Source organism: Mucilaginibacter sp. UYP27, assembly GCF_040547175.1.
Lineage (GTDB): Bacteria > Bacteroidota > Bacteroidia > Sphingobacteriales > Sphingobacteriaceae > Mucilaginibacter.
The window spans coordinates 154,997-177,811 of the sequence record NZ_JBEPPE010000002.1; the positions used below are offsets into that span (position 1 = coordinate 154,997).

The 22,815-nt window shown below is 43.4% G+C and carries 23 protein-coding genes; 8 read left to right on the forward strand and 15 right to left on the reverse strand.

Annotation, left to right across the window (positions count from 1 at the left end):
- Positions 1-10: 10 nt before the first annotated feature.
- Both ABIB39_RS08510 and trxA read left to right on the forward strand, forming a co-directional pair.
- Positions 11-415 (forward strand): EthD family reductase, encoded by a 405-nt coding sequence (locus ABIB39_RS08510; protein ID WP_354429022.1) that lies wholly within the window; start codon positions 11-13, stop codon positions 413-415.
- Between the two features lie 159 nt (positions 416-574).
- On the forward strand, positions 575-895 hold the full coding sequence (trxA, locus tag ABIB39_RS08515; RefSeq protein WP_354429024.1) for a thioredoxin: 321 nt from the start codon (positions 575-577) through the stop codon (positions 893-895).
- An 86-nt stretch (positions 896-981) separates the two neighbouring features.
- On the opposite strand, the gene ABIB39_RS08520 is transcribed toward trxA, so the two are convergent.
- The 3 genes from ABIB39_RS08520 to ABIB39_RS08530 form a co-directional block, all read right to left on the reverse strand.
- On the reverse strand, positions 982-1,680 hold the full coding sequence (locus tag ABIB39_RS08520; protein WP_354429026.1) for a head GIN domain-containing protein: 699 nt from the start codon (positions 1,678-1,680) through the stop codon (positions 982-984).
- Between the two features lie 181 nt (positions 1,681-1,861).
- Positions 1,862-3,523 carry a M1 family metallopeptidase gene (locus ABIB39_RS08525; RefSeq protein WP_354429028.1) on the reverse strand — a complete coding sequence of 554 codons (1,662 nt, stop codon included), beginning with the start codon at positions 3,521-3,523 and terminating at the stop codon, positions 1,862-1,864.
- A gap of 80 nt (positions 3,524-3,603) precedes the next feature.
- On the reverse strand, positions 3,604-5,466 hold the full coding sequence (locus ABIB39_RS08530; RefSeq protein WP_354429030.1) for a CocE/NonD family hydrolase: 1,863 nt from the start codon (positions 5,464-5,466) through the stop codon (positions 3,604-3,606).
- A 154-nt stretch (positions 5,467-5,620) separates the two neighbouring features.
- Between ABIB39_RS08530 and ABIB39_RS08535 the strand changes: the two genes are divergently transcribed.
- The 3 genes from ABIB39_RS08535 to ABIB39_RS08545 all read left to right on the forward strand — a co-directional run bounded on the left by ABIB39_RS08535 (position 5,621) and on the right by ABIB39_RS08545 (position 8,272).
- Positions 5,621-6,088: a hypothetical protein gene (locus ABIB39_RS08535; protein WP_354429032.1), complete on the forward strand. Its 468-nt coding sequence runs from the start codon at positions 5,621-5,623 to the stop codon at positions 6,086-6,088.
- Between the two features lie 278 nt (positions 6,089-6,366).
- Positions 6,367-7,770, forward strand: coding sequence for a dihydrolipoyl dehydrogenase (lpdA, locus tag ABIB39_RS08540; protein ID WP_354429034.1), 1,404 nt, complete (start codon positions 6,367-6,369; stop codon positions 7,768-7,770).
- A gap of 61 nt (positions 7,771-7,831) precedes the next feature.
- Positions 7,832-8,272 carry a sterol desaturase family protein gene (locus ABIB39_RS08545; RefSeq protein WP_354429036.1) on the forward strand — a complete coding sequence of 147 codons (441 nt, stop codon included), beginning with the start codon at positions 7,832-7,834 and terminating at the stop codon, positions 8,270-8,272.
- Between the two features lie 23 nt (positions 8,273-8,295).
- Here ABIB39_RS08545 and ABIB39_RS08550 read toward each other — a convergent pair whose 3' ends face one another.
- Complete coding sequence (locus ABIB39_RS08550; protein WP_354429037.1) at positions 8,296-9,006, reverse strand: hypothetical protein; 711 nt, start codon at positions 9,004-9,006, stop codon at positions 8,296-8,298.
- A gap of 374 nt (positions 9,007-9,380) precedes the next feature.
- Between ABIB39_RS08550 and murB the strand changes: the two genes are divergently transcribed.
- Together murB and ABIB39_RS08560 are read left to right on the forward strand one after the other, a co-directional pair.
- A complete protein-coding gene (gene murB, locus ABIB39_RS08555; RefSeq protein WP_354429038.1) occupies positions 9,381-10,400 on the forward strand; it encodes a UDP-N-acetylmuramate dehydrogenase in 1,020 nt (339 codons plus the stop codon).
- A 271-nt stretch (positions 10,401-10,671) separates the two neighbouring features.
- Positions 10,672-11,208, forward strand: coding sequence for an RNA polymerase sigma factor (locus ABIB39_RS08560; protein WP_354429040.1), 537 nt, complete (start codon positions 10,672-10,674; stop codon positions 11,206-11,208).
- A 152-nt stretch (positions 11,209-11,360) separates the two neighbouring features.
- On the opposite strand, the gene ABIB39_RS08565 is transcribed toward ABIB39_RS08560, so the two are convergent.
- The 4 genes from ABIB39_RS08565 to ABIB39_RS08580 are packed head-to-tail and all read right to left on the reverse strand — an operon-like array spanning position 11,361 to position 13,716.
- Positions 11,361-11,600, reverse strand: a complete 240-nt coding sequence (locus ABIB39_RS08565) for a cytochrome b5 domain-containing protein (RefSeq protein WP_354429042.1) — start codon at positions 11,598-11,600, stop codon at positions 11,361-11,363.
- On the reverse strand, positions 11,600-12,283 hold the full coding sequence (locus ABIB39_RS08570; RefSeq protein ID WP_354429044.1) for a lycopene cyclase domain-containing protein: 684 nt from the start codon (positions 12,281-12,283) through the stop codon (positions 11,600-11,602). Before ABIB39_RS08570 ends, ABIB39_RS08565 begins: the two co-directional genes overlap by 1 nt.
- A gap of 2 nt (positions 12,284-12,285) precedes the next feature.
- On the reverse strand, positions 12,286-12,855 hold the full coding sequence (locus tag ABIB39_RS08575; RefSeq protein ID WP_354429046.1) for a hypothetical protein: 570 nt from the start codon (positions 12,853-12,855) through the stop codon (positions 12,286-12,288).
- Between the two features lie 27 nt (positions 12,856-12,882).
- Complete coding sequence (locus ABIB39_RS08580) at positions 12,883-13,716, reverse strand: phytoene/squalene synthase family protein (protein ID WP_354429047.1); 834 nt, start codon at positions 13,714-13,716, stop codon at positions 12,883-12,885.
- 72 nt (positions 13,717-13,788) lie between these two features.
- Here ABIB39_RS08580 and crtID point away from each other — a divergent pair, with 72 nt between their 5' ends.
- A complete protein-coding gene (gene crtID / locus ABIB39_RS08585) occupies positions 13,789-15,273 on the forward strand; it encodes a bifunctional phytoene desaturase/3,4-desaturase (protein ID WP_354429049.1) in 1,485 nt (494 codons plus the stop codon).
- Between the two features lie 173 nt (positions 15,274-15,446).
- Here crtID and ilvA read toward each other — a convergent pair whose 3' ends face one another.
- From ilvA to leuC, 7 genes are all read right to left on the reverse strand, one after another.
- Positions 15,447-16,697, reverse strand: a complete 1,251-nt coding sequence (gene ilvA, locus ABIB39_RS08590; protein ID WP_354429051.1) for a threonine ammonia-lyase IlvA — start codon at positions 16,695-16,697, stop codon at positions 15,447-15,449.
- 3 nt (positions 16,698-16,700) lie between these two features.
- Entirely contained in the window at positions 16,701-17,867 is a 1,167-nt protein-coding gene (locus tag ABIB39_RS08595) for a 2-isopropylmalate synthase (RefSeq protein WP_354429053.1), read from the reverse strand.
- 97 nt (positions 17,868-17,964) lie between these two features.
- Positions 17,965-18,720: a class I SAM-dependent methyltransferase gene (locus ABIB39_RS08600; protein ID WP_354429055.1), complete on the reverse strand. Its 756-nt coding sequence runs from the start codon at positions 18,718-18,720 to the stop codon at positions 17,965-17,967.
- A gap of 83 nt (positions 18,721-18,803) precedes the next feature.
- Positions 18,804-19,880, reverse strand: coding sequence for a 3-isopropylmalate dehydrogenase (gene leuB, locus ABIB39_RS08605; protein WP_354429057.1), 1,077 nt, complete (start codon positions 19,878-19,880; stop codon positions 18,804-18,806).
- Between the two features lie 6 nt (positions 19,881-19,886).
- Positions 19,887-20,681, reverse strand: a complete 795-nt coding sequence (locus ABIB39_RS08610) for a methyltransferase domain-containing protein (protein WP_354429059.1) — start codon at positions 20,679-20,681, stop codon at positions 19,887-19,889.
- Positions 20,682-20,718: 37 nt separating this feature from the next.
- Positions 20,719-21,306, reverse strand: a complete 588-nt coding sequence (leuD, locus tag ABIB39_RS08615; RefSeq protein WP_354429061.1) for a 3-isopropylmalate dehydratase small subunit — start codon at positions 21,304-21,306, stop codon at positions 20,719-20,721.
- The gene (gene leuC / locus ABIB39_RS08620) at positions 21,306-22,721 is read right to left on the reverse strand and encodes a 3-isopropylmalate dehydratase large subunit (protein ID WP_354429063.1); all 1,416 of its coding nucleotides are present in this window, start codon (positions 22,719-22,721) and stop codon (positions 21,306-21,308) included. The genes leuD and leuC overlap by 1 nt, the downstream gene beginning before the upstream one ends.
- Positions 22,722-22,815 lie beyond the last annotated feature (94 nt).

A 22,815-nucleotide genomic window follows, 5' to 3' on the forward strand; every position in this document is an offset into this window, starting at 1 on the left:
GCCAAATTATATGAGAACCAAATTTTATTTACTAATTGTGGCAATTGCAATTGTTTTTGTTTGCCAGCCAAAGCTAACCAATGCCCAGGCAATAAAAAAAGGTATGATTAAAGTGGCGATACTTTATCCAAATGGAGAAGGTAAAACGTTTGATATGAGCTATTACACAGGCAAGCACTTTCCATTGCTAAGACAATTATTTGGGAATAGCATGAAAGCAACTGCAATAGACAAAGGTATAGCCGGCGGTGCGCCTGGTGCACCGACCCCATATTTAGCGATAGGCTATTTGTATTTTGACAATATTAAAGCCTTTCATGATGGAATGAAAGCGCATGGTAAAGCGATCAGGGATGATATTCCTAGTTATACGAATGTTACACCGGTTGTTCAGATAAGTGAAGTGGTGGAATAATACTTTTTCCACACAAAAGTAGCCCGCTTAAGCATAAATAAAGTTGCCCTGTCATATCTTAGGATGTTGATAATATAATTGTCACATTGTCATGCTGCTACTTGTGGCAAGCTATTTGAATAGTATATATTTGTATAACATTATTAAAAAATAGAAATCATGGCTTTAGAAATAACTGATGCAAACTTCGACGAACTTGTGCTTAAATCAGATAAACCTGTACTTATAGATTTTTGGGCAGAGTGGTGTGGCCCATGTAGAATGGTAGGCCCTGTTGTGGAAGAACTTGCTAAAGAATATGATGGCAAAGCCATTGTAGGTAAAGTTAACGTAGATAACAATCCCGGCATCTCGATGAAATACGGTATCCGTAACATCCCGGCTTTATTATACTTTAAAGGTGGCGAAATTGTTGATAAACAAATTGGCGCTGTACCAAAATCAGTACTTGCAGAAAAGTTAGCTAAGCAATTAGCATAACCAATTCATATATAATAGAAAAAGCCTCCTGAATGTTCGGGAGGCTTTTTTTGTGCGGTATGGTCTTTATCATTGTTAAAGCAGAATTACATCCTGCTAACGCTGCCGCTTCCGGCTTTTGAGCTTGAAATGTTTTTGGCTGATCCCGTGTAATGTACATCGCCCGAGCCTACAACCGAAGCGTCAATCTTATCATTCGCGTTTACCCTCGCATCACCGCTACCTGCAACTTTAACCTGGGTGTTGGTAGTAACCAAATTTTGCCCTGTAAAATCACCTGAACCTACTACGCTAACTGTCGAATTATCGGCACGGCCTGATAGTGTAATATCGCCTGATCCACCTATGCTGCTTTCCAGGTTTTTAACATCAACCTTGCCGCTGATGTCGCCTGAGCCTGTTAGTTTAATCTTTAATGAAGTAGCCCTTAAACCATCTTTAAATACTACATCGCCAGAGCCTGCAAGGCTAACCGCATTGATATCTTTAATAGACACATAAATGATCATTTTTTTGTTGCCGCTGTTCCAGTTCCAGTTGGTGCCTTCTTTAGTGTAAATTCTTAAAACACCGCCTTGTACTTCGGTGATGATTTTGTCGATGATATTTGAAGGGGCATCAACCTTAACAGATTCTGACGAACCCTGGGTAATGAATACATCGTATGAACCCGCAACGCTTACCGCGCTAAAGCCGGTAAGGTGGCGGTCCTGAGTATCTGCTTTTGCTAAGCCTGCTGTTACCACTAATGCGGCAGCTACTAAAAGTGTTTTTAATGTTCTCATTGGGGTTGGGTTAGTGTTTGTTTAACCATTAGACGCAACCTTGGTAGGGTTAGTTGCATGTTTTTCAATATTTATTTTACTACGCTTCATAGCGAACGTAGTGTGGAAATGACAATTAGGAATAACAAAAAAAGGCCTTTCCACTGGAAAGGCCTTTTAAAAAAGTAAAGACGTTAATGAATTAATCCACCAACACCCCTATGTAATAATTAAAGGTATCTACTTCGATATTGTCTTTAGTAGCGCCCTCTATAGCCACGGGGCTAAACCTCATTTTAGGTGTGATATACTGGTAATCGCCGCCCTTGATTTTTACGCGGACAGGCATGGCAAAACCGGTTACATCCGCTATCCAGCGGCTATATAATTTGCCGTTGATGGTAGCAAACTCCAACGTTGGCAGGTTCTTGTATTTTAAATACTGGTCGAACACCGGTGTTAGGTTTTTACCGCTTTGCTCGTTAATGTAGTTAACGATCTGGTCGTTGGTAACGGTTTGATGATAAAAGGTTTTATTTAAACCGCGCAGGATGCCCCGCCATTTCTCATCATCATTTATCACCGTACGGATCATATTAAGCAAATTTGCACCTTTAGGGTACATATCGCCCGAACCTTCTTTATTCACATTGTATGGGCCGATGATCGGGCCATCATTTTGAATTCCTGAGCGCAAGCCATGCACATATTCCTGCGCGGCCTGTTTGCCCCAATTATCTTCCACAAAAAGCGATTCGCTGTAGCAGGTAAAGCCCTCATGTACCCACATATCGGCAATATCCTTAGTCGTAATGTTATTGGCAAACCACTCGTGGCCGCTCTCGTGCACCACAATGTAATCCCATTTTAAACCCCAGCCGGTGCCGGACATATCGCGACCCAGGTAGCCGTTGCGGAATTTGTTACCATAAGCCGTACCGCTTTGGTGCTCCATCCCAAGGTGGTGGGTTTCTACCAATTTGTAGCCATCCTCGTAAAAAGGGTAGGGGCCAAACCAATGTTCAAAGGCTTTTAACATCGGTTTGGCGTTTGCGCCCCAGTGTTTTTTAGCTTTTTCGAGGTCGTAGCTTAACGGCCAAAAATCCATAGTGAGTTTGCCTTTTTCGCCCATGTAGGTATCACTGTAATGTACATAATCGCCAATGTTGGCCTCTATGTTATAATTGTTAATGGGGTTAGCCACAAACCAATCGAAGCGTGTGTAGCCATCGTTCAATTTGGTAACTTTTCTTAATCGGCCGTTACTTACATCTTTTAAACCGTTGGGCACGCTGATGCTGATGAGTACGCTATCTACCTCATCTGCCTGGTGGTCTTTGGTAGGCCACCATACGCTGGCCCCCATACCCTGGCAAGCGGTAGATACCCACTTATGCCCAAGCGAATCTACATTGTATTCTACGCCACCATCCCATGGGGCATTCTTAGCAATAGTAGGGTTACCAGAATAATAAACGGTAAACTGGTCCTTGCTGCCGCTTTTTATCGTCTGCGGAAAGGTTACAAACACCGCGTTAAACTCGCGGGTGTAAGGCACTTCTTTGCCTTTGTAAACCACCTTTTCAATCTTAAGGTTAGCAAACAGGTCAAATTGCAGTTTGGTGAAATCCTGTGTGGCGGTGTATTTAAAAAGCACGTTGCCGCTAATAGCTTTATTGTCAATATCAAACTTCACATCAAGGTGATAATAATTGATATCGTAACAGGTACGCAAAGGCGTAAGCATCCCGCGCAAGGTATCTGCACGGGTAAAGGCTTCTTTATGCGTGCCGAGTTGGGCATGGGCTAATATTGGGAAAAAGCCTAAAGCTAAAATGCTGAGGATCTTATAATGTATTTTCATTTTGTCTGAACCGGAATTTATGAATTTAAAAATTATCAGAATATTAACTCACTCCAATAACCACTCTTTGATAACTAACCCTACTTCAATACCTCGACATCAATAAAGCTGTCGCTAAATACGGTGTGGGTTGCTTTTTGGTAATCAGTTGCTTCTGCTTTGTACGGGTTCTCTACAAATTTTTGCGGGTTACGAGCATACAGCGGGAACGATGTGCTTTGTACCTGTATCATAATGCGGTGGCCTTTTTTAAAGGTGTGCAACACATCATTAAGGTGAAAATTTACATCTGTTTTTTGGTTGGCAACCATCGGTATGGCTTTCTCAAACCCATCGCGGAAACGTGCGGGCATTATCTGCGAGCGCACCATTTGCTGGTAATTGCTCAGGATAATGTTTTTGTTTGGCATGTATGGGTTATTCGGCTCATCGGCAGGGTAAACGTCAACCAATTTCACTATCCAATCCGCATCGGTGCCGGTGGTAGCTACTTTTAGGTTAGCCATTATCTCGCCGCCAAGGGTTACATCATCAGTTAATACATCGGTTTGGAAAACCAGCACATCAGTACGTCGGCCCGCAAAACGCTGATCCTCACTCATATAGTTGTGCGGGGTAAAGCCCATGGTGGTGGTATTATCTTCGGTGTAAGGGACAGGTTTCATGGGGTCGCTTACAAAAGTGGTGCTGCCTTGTGCAGGCGCTGCATCGGCCAATTTACCATCGGCACTCAGGTAAAATTTAAGGTGGCTTGCTTCGGTAGCAGGCCATTTATTAAATTTGCGCCACTCGTTTTTACCGGTGTTGAACATATAAGCCTCGGGCAGGCCCGAGTTTTTATCGCCCTTACCTTTAAGGAAGTGATTAAAGAATTTCTGCTCTATATTTTTCTGATAGAATGTAGCAATGCTATCGCCAAAGTAAATGTTGCTGTGCATGGTGTGCCCCGTCTCGCGCGACCACCTGCCGTGCCCAAACGGACCCATTACAATGGTGTTATAAGCGCTCGGGTCTTTCTTCTCGATGGTTTTGTAAATAGCCAGCGGGCCTGTCAGATCTTCGGCATCAAACCAGCCGCCAACCAGCATCACCGCAGGTTTTACTTTGTTGTAGTGTTTAAGCAAGCCACGTTTTTGCCAGAACTCGTCATAGCTTGGGTGGTTAACTGTTTCCTGCCAAAAAAAGTTGTCTTTATAGTATTTGTCGGCATTCTTAAGCGGGCCAAGATCCATTAGGAACTGATAGCCATCTTTTGTGCCGGGGCTAAACATAGTATTTGCGTACCAAGCCTTTGAAGTAGTATCCGTTTTTTGCACACCAAACACAGGGAAGGTGAAAAAGTAACTTTCGATAAACGCTCCGTTATGGTGGAAGTCATCAAAGAAAAAGTCCGAGATAGGTGCCTGCGGCGACGAAGCCTTAAGTGCAGGGTGGTTGCTCAGAATGCCGGCGGCAGTGTAAAAACCCGGATAGCTGATGCCCCACTGGCCAACTTTGCCGTTGTTACCGGCCGCGTTTTTGATCAGCCAGTCGATGGTATCATAAGTATCAGAACCTTCGTCAACATCTTTTTTGCTTTTTTTATCGTCGATAACTGGGGTCATGTTGGTCCAGGTGCCTTCGCTTTTGTAGCGGCCGCGCACATCCTGGTAAACAAATATGTAGCCCTCTTGCATAATGTATTTTGAGGGGCCTAAAGAGCCGGGATATTTTGTTTCGCCGTAAGGGGCAATACTGTAGCAGGTACGCTGCATCATAATAGGATACTTTTTATCCTTTGATGCGTCAATTGGCGTGTAGATGGAGGTGAAAAGTTTCACGCCATCACGCATGGTGATGTACACATCCTTTTTAGTAAAATGCTCTTTAACGTAGTTACTTTGTGCAAAAACGCCGCTACAGGTCGCAGCAATAAACAAGATTAATGCGGAGAGTTTTTTCATGATGGTCAGTTATTTTTGATGAGCCTAATTTAGTAAGTAAATGGGGAATATGCTAACGAGTGATGAAGGTGTTACAAAAGAGGTAAATTTAAAATTGTAGTTAAACAATTTATTCAGCATACGGTTATAGTCTTTCAATCACTTGCTCAATATTATGAAAGTTAAATTCTACCTGCTATTTGTAGTGGTTTTAGTTTTATCATGTAAAAAAAAGGATAATCCGCAACCGGAAGCCGCCACCGGCCCTGTATCCGGCAAGATCTACAGTTCAACATTTACTGCACAAAATGCAGTTATTCGGAACGTTAATTTTAGTTATCAGAATTACAATCCCGAAGACTTGTTTGCGATTTATTTATCGGCAAATAAGGGCGACGATTGTGCCGCCGACATCAGTAAATTTTCTGTGCGGTTAAGTGTGCCTAAAAAGATAGGGAAGTTTGAAGAGAACGACATCTATATATTAATAGACGACCCAAATTCTACTGATGGCGCTTTGTTTTCATCGGATAGTGTAATAGAGATAACATCCATTACGGCCGATAAAGTTACCGGTAAGGTTGATGCCAAATTTGATAATAGCTACATCAAAGGCAGTTTCGAAGCGAAAATATGCCAATAATCAATGGTTAAGTTAAGTGCACTCATTTACAGGACCACGTCCACTTTGACATTTGGGTCGACGTTTTAAAAAAGATTGAATTAAAAGCCCCACGAACGTAGCGATAACCTTAAATGTGACATAGTGTAACACACGGGTGTTGCCGCAACTGGTAAAAGTCAAAGTTTTGGCCGATAATTACTCTCTAACCCCCTTTGTCAATCCCCTCACATTTTAATCAATTACCTATTTATAAGCCTGTAAACATTCCTTAACTTTGACCACCAAAATACACTACTATGCAATATGATGTAATCGTTATAGGTTCTGGTCCGGGTGGTTATGTTGCGGCGATACGCTGCGCCCAACTGGCGATGAAAACCGCAATTATTGAAAAATATAACACCCTTGGCGGTACCTGCTTAAACGTGGGCTGTATCCCCTCAAAGGCATTGCTGGATTCGTCGGAAAATTATCATAACGCTGCCCATACCTTCGCTACGCACGGTATTAAATTGGATAACCTGGGCATTGATTTTGGCCAGATGATAAAACGCAAACAGGAAGTTGTTGATGCCAACACCAGCGGTATCACTTACCTTATGAAGAAAAACAAGATTGACGTACACGTGGGTGTGGGGTCTTTTAAAGATAAAAATACCATTATTGTGACTGCGACTGATGGTAAAATTACCGAGCTGACCACAGAAAAGGTGATCATCGCTACCGGTTCTAAACCAGCAAGCCTGCCTTTCCTAAAAATTGACAAGAAACGCATAATCACCTCAACCGAGGCTTTAACACTTACAGAAATCCCTAAACACCTTATACTAATCGGTGGTGGTGTTATTGGATTAGAGCTTGGTTCGGTTTACGCGCGTTTGGGTGCTAAGGTATCGGTAATAGAATATATGGATGGCATTATCCCCACTATGGATAAGGGCCTGGGCCGCGAATTACAGAAGGTACTGAAGAAAATAGGAATGGAGTTTTACCTGGGCCACAAGGTTACAGGCGCTACTGCCAAAGGCAAAGAGGTTACCGTTACGTTTGATAATCCTAAAGGCGAAAAGCAAGAGCTTAAAGGCGATTACTGCATGGTAGCCGTTGGCCGTGTTGCTTATACCGATGGTTTAGGCCTTGATAAAATAGGCATCACCGTTGAAGAGCGTGGCCGCAAAATTACGGTTGACGAGCACCTGGAAACCAGCGTTAAAGGCGTTTATGCTATTGGCGATGTAGTTAAAGGCGCTATGCTTGCCCATAAGGCCGAGGATGAAGGTACATTTGTTGCCGAGTTGATTGCCGGCCAAAAACCACACATTAATTATAACCTGATACCGGGTGTTGTTTATACCTGGCCGGAAGTTGCCGCGGTTGGTTATACCGAAGAGCAATTAAAAGAGGCGGGGACTAAGTATAAATTAGGGTCGTTCCCGTTCAAGGCCAGTGGCCGTGCCCGTGCAAGTGGCGATCTGGATGGTTTTGTAAAGGTATTGGCTGATGCTACTACAGATGAAATACTTGGTGTACACATGATAGGCCCGCGTGCTGCAGATATGATAGCCGAAGCGGTTATTGCCATGGAATTCCGCGCCTCTGCAGAGGACGTGACCCGTGCCAGCCACGCCCACCCGACCTACACCGAAGCCATGCGCGAAGCGTGTTTAGCGGCAACGGAGAACAGGGCGATACATATCTAATTTACGATATTAGATTTAACCAAAGCAGAAACAAACCCATTTGTTTCTGCTTTTATATTTTATGCAGGTATTAATCAACATAGGTATTGTACTATTAACCATTGCCGGGATGGAGTTAATGTCCTGGGCTATGCATAAGTTCCTGTTCCATGGGCCGCTATGGTTTATCCATAAAACGCACCACCAACAACGCCATGGTTGGTTCGAACTTAACGATCTGTTCAGCATAGGTTTTGCTGCAATGGCCTTATGGCTGATGTGGGCGGGGCATGTTACCTTAGACTATCGCTTTTGGATAGGTACCGGTATCAGTACCTATGGCACCATTTATTTTATCTTTCACGATTGGTTTATACATAACCGTTTCAAAGCATTCAAAAGCAGTAATTGGTACCTGTCCGCCATCCGCAGGGCACACAAGATCCACCATAAATCAACAGAAAAAAACCCATCCGAAGAGTTTGGGTTGTTGGTGGTGGGGAAGAAGTGGTTTAGGAGGTAGGTATATAAGTCGATTTAGCGCGTTTAAAGTGATTGTCCCTTTTCGCAACGTGATTTTATAACATCAAGTAATCTGCCTTGAAAATCACTCAGCATGCTATTACCCCACACAGACGCATATGAATTTATGCGGGTATCCAGCCGGTACGATGATGTTAAAGTTAGTTGTGTTTGCGAATCGTTTATGCGGGCAAGGTTGTAAGAGGCTGTTAAAAATTCAAAGTGTTTACCTGTTAACAAATGCTGGTCAAATACCGTATTTCGTAAAGTTGAGGGAATAACCTTGATATTAAAGGAGATCTTATTATTCCTATCCCAATAACTTACTGTTTCTTTAAAAAGCAACCCGCCCTCAAAGTGCCCTATTCGTGTGGCCCCGATAGTGTCTTTATCAAGTTCGGCAAATATTGGTTTCGGAATGCCGGCATAATTAAAAAAGCCCTTATTATATTCATCGTCGGTTATTTTTTTGACCCGGATAACGTTTTTCCAGATATTATCCTGGTTGGTATTTATGATCCTGACCGTTTTTATTTCAAAATCTTGGGAAGGCGTTGCGAACTGCTCTTCTGCAATGCCGGCAAGTATTGGCAGGAATAATATAGAATATACAATGCCCTTGCGCTCACGATATTTTAAAATGAAACGCCCAAAAAATAACCCGCCGATTATAGCGCAAAGTATAAACGGTAATGCAATAATAACGATGCAAATGATATCTTCTATCCTTGTCATAAAACAAATTACGGCAAATAAAAGAACGCTAAACACTGGTACCAATACAGTGTAACTCACATGTCGTAAATATCTTTTTTTGGCGAAGATCAAAGGGGCCACTCCCATTATAAAGGGTACAACCCAAATAAAAGTTATCGAAAAAAGATCAGTGAAACTAAAACTGCTGCCGTATGGAATATTAAACAACAAGCGCAAAGCCAAACCGTACAAAGCGCCGGGTAATATTGGGGCGTATTTAATAAAAAATTGTTTCACGAGGCCTGGAGTTTGTTACGTAAAGGTATTGAAATTTGAAATGCAAATGCCGGTTCTTTTAATTTGCCAAGTCTTCATAAAATCCCGAAATTCGCCCCATTCCAAAATCATCAACCATGCTGCAAATACAGGAAAACGTATCGCTAAAAAAACTCAACACTTTTGGTATCGATGTTAATGCCCACTACTTTGCAGAGATAAGCCACGAGGACGAATTGGAAGAACTATTTGCCGACCCGCAATGGTTGCAAATGCACCGCCTTGTTTTAGGCGGCGGCAGCAATATGCTGATGGTGAAAGATTTTGACGGGCTGGTTATCCGCATGAACATCCGCGGGATAGAGCACCGCATTAGCCACGATGATGTATTTGTGGAAGTGGGCGCAGGCGAGGTATGGAACGATCTGGTGAACTTTTGTGTTGATCGAAATTATGCCGGTATGGAAAACCTGAGCCTTATTCCCGGTTCGGTTGGTGCATCGCCCATCCAAAATATTGGCGCGTATGGTGTGGAGCTAAAGGATGTGTTTGCAAGTTGCCGCGCTTTTGAGATAGCTACTGGTACTTTCCGCACATTTACTAAAGCGGATTGTAAGTTTGGCTATCGCGAAAGTGTATTTAAAACCGAACTGGCGGGGCAGTATATTATAGTAGGGGTGAAATTCCATTTATCGCTTAAGCCGAACATCAACCTAAAATATGGCGCGATAGAGCAAGAGTTGGCCAACCGTGGTATTCCACAGCCTACGATTGAGGATGTATCAAAAGTGGTATCGCACATTCGTGTATCTAAACTTCCGGATCCATCTACTATCGGAAACGCGGGGAGCTTCTTTAAAAATCCGGTGATTCCCGCAGCGCAATTTGAAACCTTGCATCAAAATTTCCCGGAGATAGTTAACTATCCAACAACAGACGGACAAGTAAAACTTGCCGCGGGCTGGCTGATTGAGCAGTGTGGCTGGAAAGGCAAAACCGTTGGTAACACAGGTACGTGGAAGAACCAGGCGCTGGTTTTAGTGAACCACGGAAGCGCAACGGGCAAAGAAGTGTACAGTCTGTCGTCGCAAATCATAGACAGTGTGTACACTAAATTTGGCGTTACACTTCAACGCGAGGTTAATATTATTGATTAATTAAATTAATTATAATTTAATTTTACACCCTACTCATCTACAGTAGGTTAAACAACTAATTGTTTTAACTATTTACTAATAATCTGTTAATAATACAAATTGGTGATAAATGATTGTAAATAGCTTATTTATAGGTAATTGTCTGCTGTTTGTAAATTTTAAGATGGTTTTGAGCGACAGATTCCATTAAAACAGGCATCATTGCAATTTCATACTCTTTCCATAAACTGGTATCATGTTTGTTTAACACTCAATACAAAACATTAACAGAATGACAAAGATTGAGTTTAACACCCTGGTATTACGTCAAGCAAGTTCACTAAGGTCATATGCCTTACACTTTACACACGATGCTGACGACGCAAACGACCTTGTTCAGGATACAATGTTGAAAGCTATAACTTACTACAACAAGTTTAAAGAAGGTACCAACCTTAAAGGCTGGTTGTACACCATCATGAAAAACACTTTCATCAACAACTACCGCCGTTTTGTTAAAATGAGCACTTTTGTTACTAAAAGCGATGAGATCTCTTCACCTAACCTGGTATTTAGTTCAACTAAAAATCAGGGTGAAGCAAAATTTGTAATGGATGATATTAAACGTGCTTTAGATCGTTTACCATCAGATTACTATGTGCCATTCACTATGTATTTTGAAGGCCATAAATATCACGAGATAGCTGATCATTTAACTATCCCTATAGGTACTGTTAAAACCCGTATCCACGTAGCGCGTAAGTTACTGAAAAAGAACTTAAAGGCTTATGATAACGGCGTTGCAAAACCTATCTACGCAGAAATTTAAGATAATAAACTCAACATATATATAAAAACCTGCCTTAAAAGGCAGGTTTTTTTGTTTTAATGAAAATTCATATTGAATTATAAATGGCGATAGAAATATCGCTAAGTTCAGCGCTTTAAGCTTTAATCTTATTTCTTAATTCTTTTTTTAGACTACTTCCCCAACCTGCCTAAAATACTAAATTTCTCAAAAACGGTTTCGGTATGCGGTGCGTCAGCGAGTTCGTCGGTAAGATCCTGCCCTGCCCAATGCTCATAGTGTTTGCCGTTGTGCCACAGGCGGCTTTCGGTCACATCGTATATATCGCCTTTATAGGCTACCCAGACCTGCGGCTTATCCTGCCCGTTGCGGAGGGCTAATTGCGATTTGGTATATATGGGTAAGTCGGCCATTACGCAGCAAGCTTTTTACGGTCCTTAAAATACTCAAAAAAGCCAACATTCATCAGTAGTAAGGCCATACTGTAAAAATGATCTTCGAATGGGATAGTTCCAACGCGGAGGCCAAGGTTTTGATCATCATTATAAAGCACAACGGGAATAGATGTGAGCAATCCGTTTACCAAATAGAACGGAATAAGCGATATCAGGTAAGCCATGTAGAATCTGCCCAACCAATCAGCTTTAAACGCAAATAACAAAAGCAATAGTACAATGGCAAGTAAGCTAAAGGTAACTGCCGTATAAAGCTTATTAAAATTATCCATCAGTATAAAAGCTGATGCCAAAGCTAACAAGCCGGATACGCTGCGCGATACATCAGTGCTCAGCTGCCATTTCACATAGTAATTTAAACATGCGTAAATAAATATACAGGCAAACGGAACAGTTAAAAAGAAGAGCACTTCCTCCAATGGCAAACCAAAAAATTTGATCCCAATGATATATTTATCGTTAAAAGACCACACGCCGTGAATGGTGAAAAGCACATCCCAAAACAAAAACAATAAACCTGTGAGCGCCATGCCCGGCCAAATAAAACGCCAGGTTTTAGCAAATGCCACCCGCTTATCAAACGACAATGCAACCGGGAAAAAGATGGTGGCTAGGTTAATAAGCAGGTAGGTGTATTTCACTCTTATAAGGTGGCTAAATGTTGCGAAAGGTTCCTGTTCTCGGTGGGTGTACAGCGTTTAGAATCTATCAGGAATGTAATGATGGTTTTAACCAGTGCCGTATCTGCTGACGAATAATGCTTGCGATCGATCTGTTTGATGATCTCGGTACGGTCGGCAACGAGGTTTTTGGTATAGCCTAAAAAGCCCGGCACATTATGCTCTACCGAAAAGCGCATAAAGCGGATCTCGATGTTTGCGGGGTCGCGGGTTACCGCGCTTTTAAACGTTCTTTCAGCGTCGTTCAGGTATTTTATCTTAAAATATGGATTCCAGGTGTGCTTGGCTTTTAAAGCTTGCAGTGTGCCTATGTAGCCGTTAACAAGTCCTGTGCGGTTTTTTATCAACTCAAGGTTACGGTAAAGCGAGTCGGTAGTTTTACTGCTGTTGATCGCTGTAACGAGTTGTCTGCGGATCACATGCAGGTTGGGCTCTACAATATCATCGGGCATGGCAGTGGCGTTACCCTTGTTAGCGGGTACAAACAGCAACAAAACGGCTACAAACAATAAGTATCTGAATTTAAAAAGCATCGGTAATATCTAACGGTACTGCTTGTTCTAAATTATATTAAGTTTTTGATGAAGCCTAGCCTTAAAATAAAGGCTTAGCTTTTGCGTATCAGAAACCCTTATCCTTTTTTGCATAATGGTAAATGCCGTGGTTGCCTTTATTTTTTTAAATAACTGCAGGTAATAAACATACGCTACATAAACGCCAAGTCGGCTTCCTTTTGGCAATAGTTTAATGCCTTCGAATGCGTCATCAAAATCTTGTTTGATATCAATCTCAATGATTTTTTTATCCGTTTCGGTAAAGTTTGTAAAATCGACCTCGGGGAAATAAGTACGACCACGGTCTTCATAATCTGACTTAATATCCCTCAAAAAGTTTATTTTCTGAAATGCTGAACCCAAGCTTTTTGCCTTTGGGACTAACTGATCATACAGCGATACATCGTTCTCGCAAAAGATTTGCAGGCACATTAAACCAACAACCTCGGCCGAGCCATAGATATATGTTTTATAGCCATCGTTGTCATAAGCCGTTTTATCCAGGTCCATTTTCATGGAACTGAGGAAGGCTTCGATCAGGTCTTTATTAATGTTGTACTGATTGACAACCTGCTGAAAAGATTGCAATACCGGATTGGTGCTGATGCCACGGTTGATAGCCTTAAAAGTTTCTTCTTTAAACTCGTCTATCAGTAGGCGCTGATCGTGGTCGTAAAAAGTGTCGACTATCTCGTCCGCGTAGCGCACAAACCCATAAATGGCATAAATGGGGTACCTAAAACGCTGGTCGAACGCTTTAATACCCGTACTAAAAGAAGTACTGTATTTGGTGGTTATCAGCTTGCTGCATTCAAAGCACGTTTCGTCAAACAGGTTCATTACCCAAAAGTACAAAATGTAAGCTGTATTGTTTTTTACTTGCTTACAAGTATTTGCTTAATTTGGCTGCTGATGGATGCGAAAAAGCAAATTATTGTAATTGGGGCGGGTTTTGCAGGATTGGCCTCGGCTTGTGTACTGGCAAAAGAGGGTTATAAAGTTACCGTTTTGGAAAAGAATGACCAGCCCGGCGGCCGCGCGCGTATTTGGGAGAAAGGTGGTTTTAAGTTTGACATGGGCCCAAGCTGGTATTGGATGCCCGATGTGTTCGAGAACTTCTTCGCCATATTCGGTAAAAAGCCATCTGATTTTTACGATTTGAAACGCCTTGATCCCGGTTACCGTGTTTATTATGATAAGGATGATGTACTGGATGTACCCGCAAACATGGGCGAACTGGAAAAACTCTTCAACGAGATTGAACCCGGCAGCAGTGCGGGCTTGCGCAAGTTTTTAGAGCAGGCCGCCTACAAATATAAAGTAGGCATGGGCGAGTACGTTTTCCGCCCATCGCATTCTATTACAGAGTTTATCGACTTTAACCTCATCCGTAAAAGTTTCAGCATGCAGTTGCTTACTAACATGAGTAGCCACGTACGCCAATATTTTAAAAACCCTAAGCTGATAAAATTGCTGGAGTTCCCTGTATTATTTTTGGGTGCTACACCGCAGGATACCCCGGCAATGTACAGCATGATGAACCACGCCGACCTTGCCCTTGGTACATGGTACCCCATGGGGGGCATGAATGAAATTGTTAAAGCCATGGTAAGCGTTGCCGAAAGCTATGGTGTCGACATCAGACTAAACACGGAGGTAACCAAAATTGATGTTGCCGATGGCCAGGCAAAAACCATCCAAACCAAAAACGGCGACTACCAGGCAGATTTTGTAATCGCCGGAGCAGATTATGAGCATATCGACCAGCATGTTTTAAATAAATCAGATAGAAACTACAGCGAAAAATACTGGGACAAGCGCACCATGTCGCCCTCCAGCCTGTTGTTTTATATTGGCACAAATAAAAAAGTACCGGGCATCCAACATCATAATCTTTTTTTTGATGAGGACTTTGAACTACATGCAAAAGAAATCTATAAAGACCCGCAATGGCCAAGTAAACCATTGTTTTACGTTTGTTGTACATCTAAAACAGACCACGAGGCCGCGCCCGAAGGAGGGGAGAACCTTTTCTTTTTAATGCCAATAGCTCCCGGCCTGGATGATGACGAAACTACCCGCGAAAAATATTTTAAGGTGATGATTGATAGGTTTGAAGCTATTACCGGCCAAAGTATCCGCGATAATATTGTAGTCAACCGCAGTTATGCACTTAAGGATTTTAAAGCAGATTACAATTCTTTTAAAGGGAACGCCTACGGGTTGGCTAACACCCTTGCCCAAACCGCGTTTTTTAAACCAAGCATGCGTGCAAAGCATATTAAAAACCTATTGTTTACGGGCCAGCTAACTGTTCCCGGGCCGGGTGTACCGCCTGCTTTGATCTCGGGGCAGATAGCTGCATTGGAGGCGATGAAAGTATTGGAGGGGAAGTAAGTGAACATTTCGTCATTGCGAGGTACGAAGCAATCTCTTTAAGACAATTATACACTTTGCATGCGGATTTGCTTAAAGAGATTGCTTCGTACCTTTACAGCAATAACGCGTGGGATCATAAAAACAAACGCCAGGCTTGAACCCGGCGTTTATTGTTATAATCAATGTTTGAATTACACCAAATATTCAAACAAAGTCTTATCCCTGTTCAGTTCTATCACTTCAAAACGGTGCTCTGCCATGCGCTCTAAAAGGGCGGGGTAGTCCTCCGCATTTTTTAGTTCGATGCCTACCAGGGCGGGGCCGTTCTCTTTGGAGTTTTTCTTAATAAATTCGAAACGGGTAATGTCATCACCGGGGGCAAGCACGCTGTTTACGAATAACTTAAGCGCACCCGGGCGTTGTGGGAACCGCACAATAAAGTAATGCTTGAGGCCTTCGTAAAGCAACGATTTCTCTTTGATCTCCTGCATGCGGTCAATATCGTTATTGCCACCGCTTATTACGCAAACCACAGTTTTACCTTTTATCTGATCCTTTACAGCATCAAGCGCGGTAACCGATAGGGCACCGGCCGGTTCAACCACTATGGCATCCTCGTTGTATAATTTTAATATGGTGGTACAAACTTTCCCTTCGGGGACGGTGAGCATGTGATCCAGTATCTCGCGGCAAATAGCAAAGGTTTTATCACCCACGCGTTTAACGGCTGCACCATCCACAAAACGGTCAATGTTGCCAAGTGCAGTATTTTCGCCATTGTTTATAGATGTTAGCATTGATGGCGCACCTTCGGGCTCAACACCTATTAACGTAATATTTGGGAGTTGTTGCTTTAAATATGTACCCATACCCGCAGCTAAACCACCACCACCAATGGGCATAATGGCTACGTCGAAATGCGGCAAGTCCTGCAGTATCTCCACGCCAACAGTTCCCTGGCCTTCGATAGTCCGGTAATCATCAAACGGGGGGATAAACTCTACATCGTGCTCTTTGGTGTAGATCAAAGCTTCACGCAGGCAGTCGTCGAAAGTATCGCCGGTTAAAACCAGCTCCACGTTTCCGTTACCAAACATTTCTGTTTGCTTAACTTTTTGTTTTGGGGTTATCTCGGGCATGTAAATGATGCCTTTAATGTTTTTCTTTTTACAGGAATAAGCCACGCCTTGCGCATGGTTACCCGCGCTTGCGCATACCACGCCTTTATCTAATTGTTGCTGGCTTAGTTGCGCGATAAGATTGTACGCCCCGCGTAATTTGTAAGAGCGTACTATCTGCAGGTCTTCGCGTTTTAAATATATTTTGCATTCGTATTTTGCCGACAGCCCCTCGTTATACTCCAAAGGGGTATGCTTTACCACATCTTTAAGACGCTCGTAGGCCGCTTCAAAATCCAAATGTACTTCCGTTGCTGTATCCATCACTTAGTTCTTTACCAACCTGTGCGCCATAAGGCCTTGCAGGTCGTCATCATTTATATCCAACTTGGCATCAGCAAGCGTTAAAAAGGTTTTGTAAACCTCGTATAGTTCGTCTTTATCTAATTTATGGCCTAATCTTTCCAAATGGAATTTAAGCGCATGGCGTCCACTACGTGCAGTCAACACAATGCTCGCGCTTGGAAAACCAACATCCTCCGGGCGAATGATCTCATAGTTCTCACGGTTCTTCAAAAAGCCATCCTGGTGAATTCCACTGCTGTGTGCAAATGCATTGCTACCCACAATAGCCTTGTTTGGCTGCACCGGCATACGCATTTGGCTGCTGATCATGCGGCTCATTTCAAAAAAGTTTTTGCTGTTTACATTGGTATGCAAGCCAAGTATCGCATGTGTTTTCAGGATCATTACCACCTCTTCGATAGAGGTATTACCTGCACGCTCACCAATGCCGTTGATGGTGCCTTCTATCTGGCGGGCACCGTTTTGTAGGCCGGCAATAGAATTAGCCGTTGCCAGGCCAAGGTCATTATGGCAATGTACCGAGATAATGGCCTGGTCGATATTTTTAACATGCTCTTTCAGATATTTGATCTTAGCGCCGTACTGGTCTGGCAGGCAGTAGCCGTTGGTATCGGGGATGTTTACCACGGTTGCACCCGCGGCAATTACCGCTTCAACCATTTGGGCTAAAAATGCAGAATCGGCACGGCCGGCATCTTCTGCATAGAACTCGATATCCTCTACAGATTTTTTGGCGTACCTAACAGCTTCAACCGCACGCTCTAAAATTTCTTCGCGGGTGCTGTTGAATTTGTGTTTAATGTGCTGGTCTGACGACCCAATTCCTGTGTGGATTCGCGGGCGTTTCGCATATTTCAAGGACTCTACTGCTACATCAATATCTGTTTTGTTGGCCCTGGTAAGCGCGCAAACAACGGGCTCTTTTACGGCTTTAGAGATCTCTACGACACTCATAAAATCGCCCGGGCTTGACACGGGGAAACCTGCTTCTATAATATCTACGCCCAGTGTTTCCAGTTCGCGGGCTATATCGATCTTTTCGGGGGTTGTTAATTGGCACCCCGGTACCTGTTCGCCATCGCGAAGCGTAGTATCAAAAACGTAAACGCGGTTAGGATCGTGTAACATAATTTTCTTTTTTAGTATCAAGTAGTTAGTATCAAGTATCAAGATTTTGGTATCATGTGCCGAGTTTTAGGTCTCGATACTTGATACTATGTACTTGCTACTCTTTAATTGCTGTAAATCTTAATCTCTTATAATCCGAGTACCATTGCCCGTTATCGTTATAGTGGGGCTCAAGTTCGTCGGCAATTTCATTTAATATTTGTAATAGTTTATCTTCCGGTACTTCTGCAAAAAATGATGAGCCAAACATGGTTAACCACTTGGTTACACCCTGGTGCCCATCCTGAAGTTGCGTTTTACGGTCGAAATGTGCTGCAAATGTTACCCTAAAACCTGCTGCTTCCAGTTTGGTAGCATATTCTGCAGTCGATGGGAAATACCATGGGTTACCGTCCTGTGGTATTGTATATCCATGCTTATTTAATACTAATGTAGTTGCAGCAACCATTTGTTGCACGTTGCCTTTACCACCCATTTCGGCTACAAAACGGCCGCCGGGTTTCAATGCATTATAAACCGATCTGATACCACCATCGGCATTTTTTATCCAGTGCAGCGCAGCGTTAGAAAACACGGCATCAAACTTATCGTCGAAATCAAAGTCAGCGCCATCGGCAACAAAGAAATCTGCGTTATGGTAAGTTGCACGCGCTTTCTCAATCATCTCAGGCGATGCATCAATGCCTGTTGCCACGCAGCCACGTTTTTGGATCTCGCTGGTTAAATAGCCGGTACCGCAACCAAGGTCGAGGATATGCTCGCCCGGTTTCGCATTAAGTAATTCCAGCACATTCTCTCCGTATTGAAATACGAAGGAATGTTTGTCGTCATATAATTCAGCGTTCCATTTCATTGTAGTTAATTTGTTCAATGGTTGATTAGTTCATTGGGGTAGCTCATTTGCCCATCTGCATACTTTCGCATCTGCACATCTCACTACAAGTATTCCAATACTTTTTGCCCCATGGCTTTTGTGCCTAATATTTTGCTTTTGTCGGTATTAACGTCAGCAATGTCGCCGGTGCGGTAGCCGTCTTTTAAAGTTTTGTCTATAGCGTCGGTTATCTTTTTAGCTTCATCTTTAAGGCCGAAGGCAATCTCTAACATCAGGGCTATCGATAACATTGATGCGAGCGGATTAGCTTTATCCTGACCGGCAATATCATGTGCCGAACCGTGGATAGGCTCAAAGAAACCCGTACCATCACCAATTGACGCGGATGCCAGCATCCCCATAGAGCCTGCTATTTGCGAAGCTTCATCAGTAAGGATATCACCAAAAAGGTTGGCGGTTAATACCACATCAAACTTTTTAGGATTTTTAACCAACTGCATGGCTGCGTTGTCAATAAACATGTGTTCGGTCTCTACATCGGGGTATTGCTTGGCAAGTTCTTGTACCACCTCGCGCCAAAGGCGTGATGATTCCAGCACATTTGCCTTATCTACCGAGCAGAGCCTTTTGCCACGTACACGGGCTGCTTCAAATGCTTTTATAGCGATGCGCTCTACTTCATATCGATGATAGATCATCAGATCGGAAGCAGTATTACGATCTTCACTGCGTTTCTTTTCGCCAAAATAAACGTCGCCGGTCAATTCACGAAAGAACAGGATATCTGTTCCCTTTAGTATCTCAGGCTTTAAGCTTGATGCATCCAACAGCTCATCAAAAAGCATGATAGGGCGTAGGTTGGCGTACAAGCCAAGTTCCTTACGTATCTTCAATAATCCTTGCTCCGGGCGTACTTTTGCAGATGGATCGTTATCGTATTTGATATGACCGATGGCACCGAAAAGGATGGCATCACTTGCTTTGGCTTTTGCTAATGTTTCATCTGGCAATGGGTTGCCTGTTGCTTCAATTCCTGCGTGGCCCATCAGGGCTTCGTCAAAAGTGAACTCATGGCCAAAATCGACACCAATCTTTTCTAATACGGCTTTACCCCAGGTGGTAACCTCAGGCCCAATACCATCACCGGGTATTACTAATATGTGTTTTTTAACTCCCATTGTGTTTTATACGTTAGTCCCGCGCACTTCTTTTAGTTTCATCACCATCAGTTGCGCGTCGCTTTCAATCCATTTGTTATAATCATCGATGGCCTTCAAGCGGTCATCATCTGTTATGTAACCTTCCTCAACCATCTGGGTTGATTTAGCTACCGACGACCAGATCCCTATCTTCGACAGGAAGTTTGCATCTCCCTTTTTGTAATATTCATTTGCATCTAAAACCTCAACCTGGCTTAAACCAGCTTCGGTAAAGTAACCGGGCAGGTCTTCGGCAATGTGGTTGTTCATGCCCGCGTCGCCGCGCCATCTTAAAAAGGTGGCGTAATACTGGCGCATACTTGCAGGTGGATCTGGCTGCCACTCCAAAGCTTCGTGGTTATAATCCAAAACGGATAATGTGCCACCCGGCTTTAGCATACTTGTTAATTTCACCACAGCCTCCTGCGGGTTGCTCAACCATTGCAGTACCCTCGCGGCTACTATAAGATCGAATTTTTCTTTTGGCTCAAACGTGAACAGGTCGGCATTAAGCAATTCCAAATTAGTAACATCAGCATAAGTTTCTTTACCGCTTTCAATAAAGTATGGCGTATTATCTATCCCCGTTACGTGCCCTTCCGAACCAACCTTTTGGGCTATGCCCTTAGAGATAGCCCCGGTTCCGCAACCGATATCCAGCACGCGCCAGCCTTGCTTAAGCAGGGGAGGTAGCGTGGAATAGTCGGCTTCAAGACTGCGCTCGTCAAATAACTTAGCGGTGCCTTTCCCTTCCCGTTTTATCTCTTTGTTTTGGTTCATTATTTCACTTGTTCATTTAGTTTTCAGCTTTAACCTGTTACCTCTGTTCAAATTCCACAACTAATTCCTTTTTGCTCAGGATGTAGTCAATATCATCGTACCCATTGGTCATGCAGGCTTTTTTGTAAGGGTTAACCTCAAAGTTTTCCTGCTCGCCTGTTTTAACGATTTTGATGAACTGGTCAACCAGGTCTATCTCCACTTCGGCATGCGGGTCGGCATCGATAACCTCGAACAACTTTTTCAGGAAATCATCGCTCACCTGTACCGGCAGCAATCCGTTGTTTAACGCGTTACCTTTAAATATATCAGCGAAGAAACTGCTTACTACGGCGTCAAAACCATAATCGGCAATGGCCCAGGCGGCATGTTCACGGCTACTGCCGCAACCAAAATTTTTGCCTGCTACCAGGATCTTGCCGCTGTATTTCGGCTCGTTAAGTACAAAGTCTTGTTTAGGGTTGCCGTCGTTATCAAAACGCCAATCGCGAAATAGGTTATTGCCAAAACCCTCACGGGTGGTGGCCTTTAAAAACCGGGCAGGGATGATCTGGTCCGTATCGATATTTTCGATCGGCAGAGGCACCACGCTGGTTTGTATGTGTTTAAATATTTTAGTTGACATTACACTAATTCCTCCTGATTAAGAAATGAACGGATATCTGTAACAACTCCTGTAATTGCACTGGCTGCCGCGGTTAACGGGCTTGCCAGGAAGGTACGCGAGTTTGGCCCTTGCCTGCCTTCGAAATTTCTGTTGGAGGTTGATACACAGTATTTACCTGCCGGGATCTTATCTTCATTCATACCTAAACATGCGCTGCAGCCCGGTTCGCGTAATGGGAAACCTGCCGCGTCAAAGATCTTATCAAGGCCTTCCCGAATGGCTTGTTCCTGTACTTGTTTCGACCCTGGTACCACCCAAACCACTACATTATCTGCCTTGTGTTTGCCTTTAACGAACTGGGCAACTTCGCGCAAATCTTCGATACGGCTGTTGGTACAGCTGCCGATAAACACGTAATCGATAGGTTTGCCTAAAAGCGATTCATCGTCATGCAGGCCCATGTAGTCAAGGGCTTTTTTGTATGAGCCTTGCTCTTTCTGTTCGAACGAAGCAGTTTCGGGAACGTGCTGTGTAACACCAATGCCCATACCCGGATTGGTACCGTAGGTGATCATTGGTTCAATATCTTCGGCATTGAAGGTTAGTACACTGTCAAAATCTGCATCTTCATCAGAGTATAAAGTTTGCCAGTAAGCTGCTGCCTTATCCCACTCTTCGCCTTTTGGGGCAAATTCGCGGCCTTCTACGTAATTTATGGTAGTTTCGTCTGGCGCTATCAATCCGCAACGCGCACCCATTTCGATGCTCATGTTACAGATGGTCATGCGCCCTTCCATGCTTAACCCACGGATGGTATCGCCGGCATATTCTACCGCGTAACCCGTACCGCCCGCGGCAGAGATTTGCGCGATGATGTACAGGATGATATCTTTTGCGCCAACGCCTTTTTGTAATTTGCCGTTCACTTCAATTTTCATCCTTTTAGGGCGTTGTTGAAGTAAACATTGGGTAGCCATAACCTGCTCTACCTGTGATGTGCCTATACCAAACGCTATTGCACCAAAGGCGCCGTGTGTTGAAGTATGGCTGTCACCACAAACATATGTGCCACCGGGACGGGTGATGCCCAACTCGGGGCCTATAACGTGGACGATACCCTGGAATGGATGCCCTAAACCGTAAAGCTCGATGCCGAACTCTGCGCAGTTTTTGGTGAGCATATCAACCTGGTATCGGGAAAGTTCTTCTTTAATGGGTAAGTGCTGGTCCCAGGTAGGGACGTTGTGATCGGCCGTGGCAACGGTTTGTTGGGGCCTGAAAACCGGTAACCCCCTTGTGCGCAAACCATCAAATGCCTGCGGGCTGGTTACCTCATGAATGAAGTGTGTATCGATGTATAAAATATCGGGAAAGCCCTCGTTGCTACTGACGACGTGCGCATCCCAAATTTTGTCGAATAATGTTTGTCCCATTTTTTTTAAAGTATCAAGTAGTTAGTATCAAGTATCAAGTAAATATTGTTGATAAGATACAAGTGCTACGTTATGATAGTAGTAGTTAGTATCA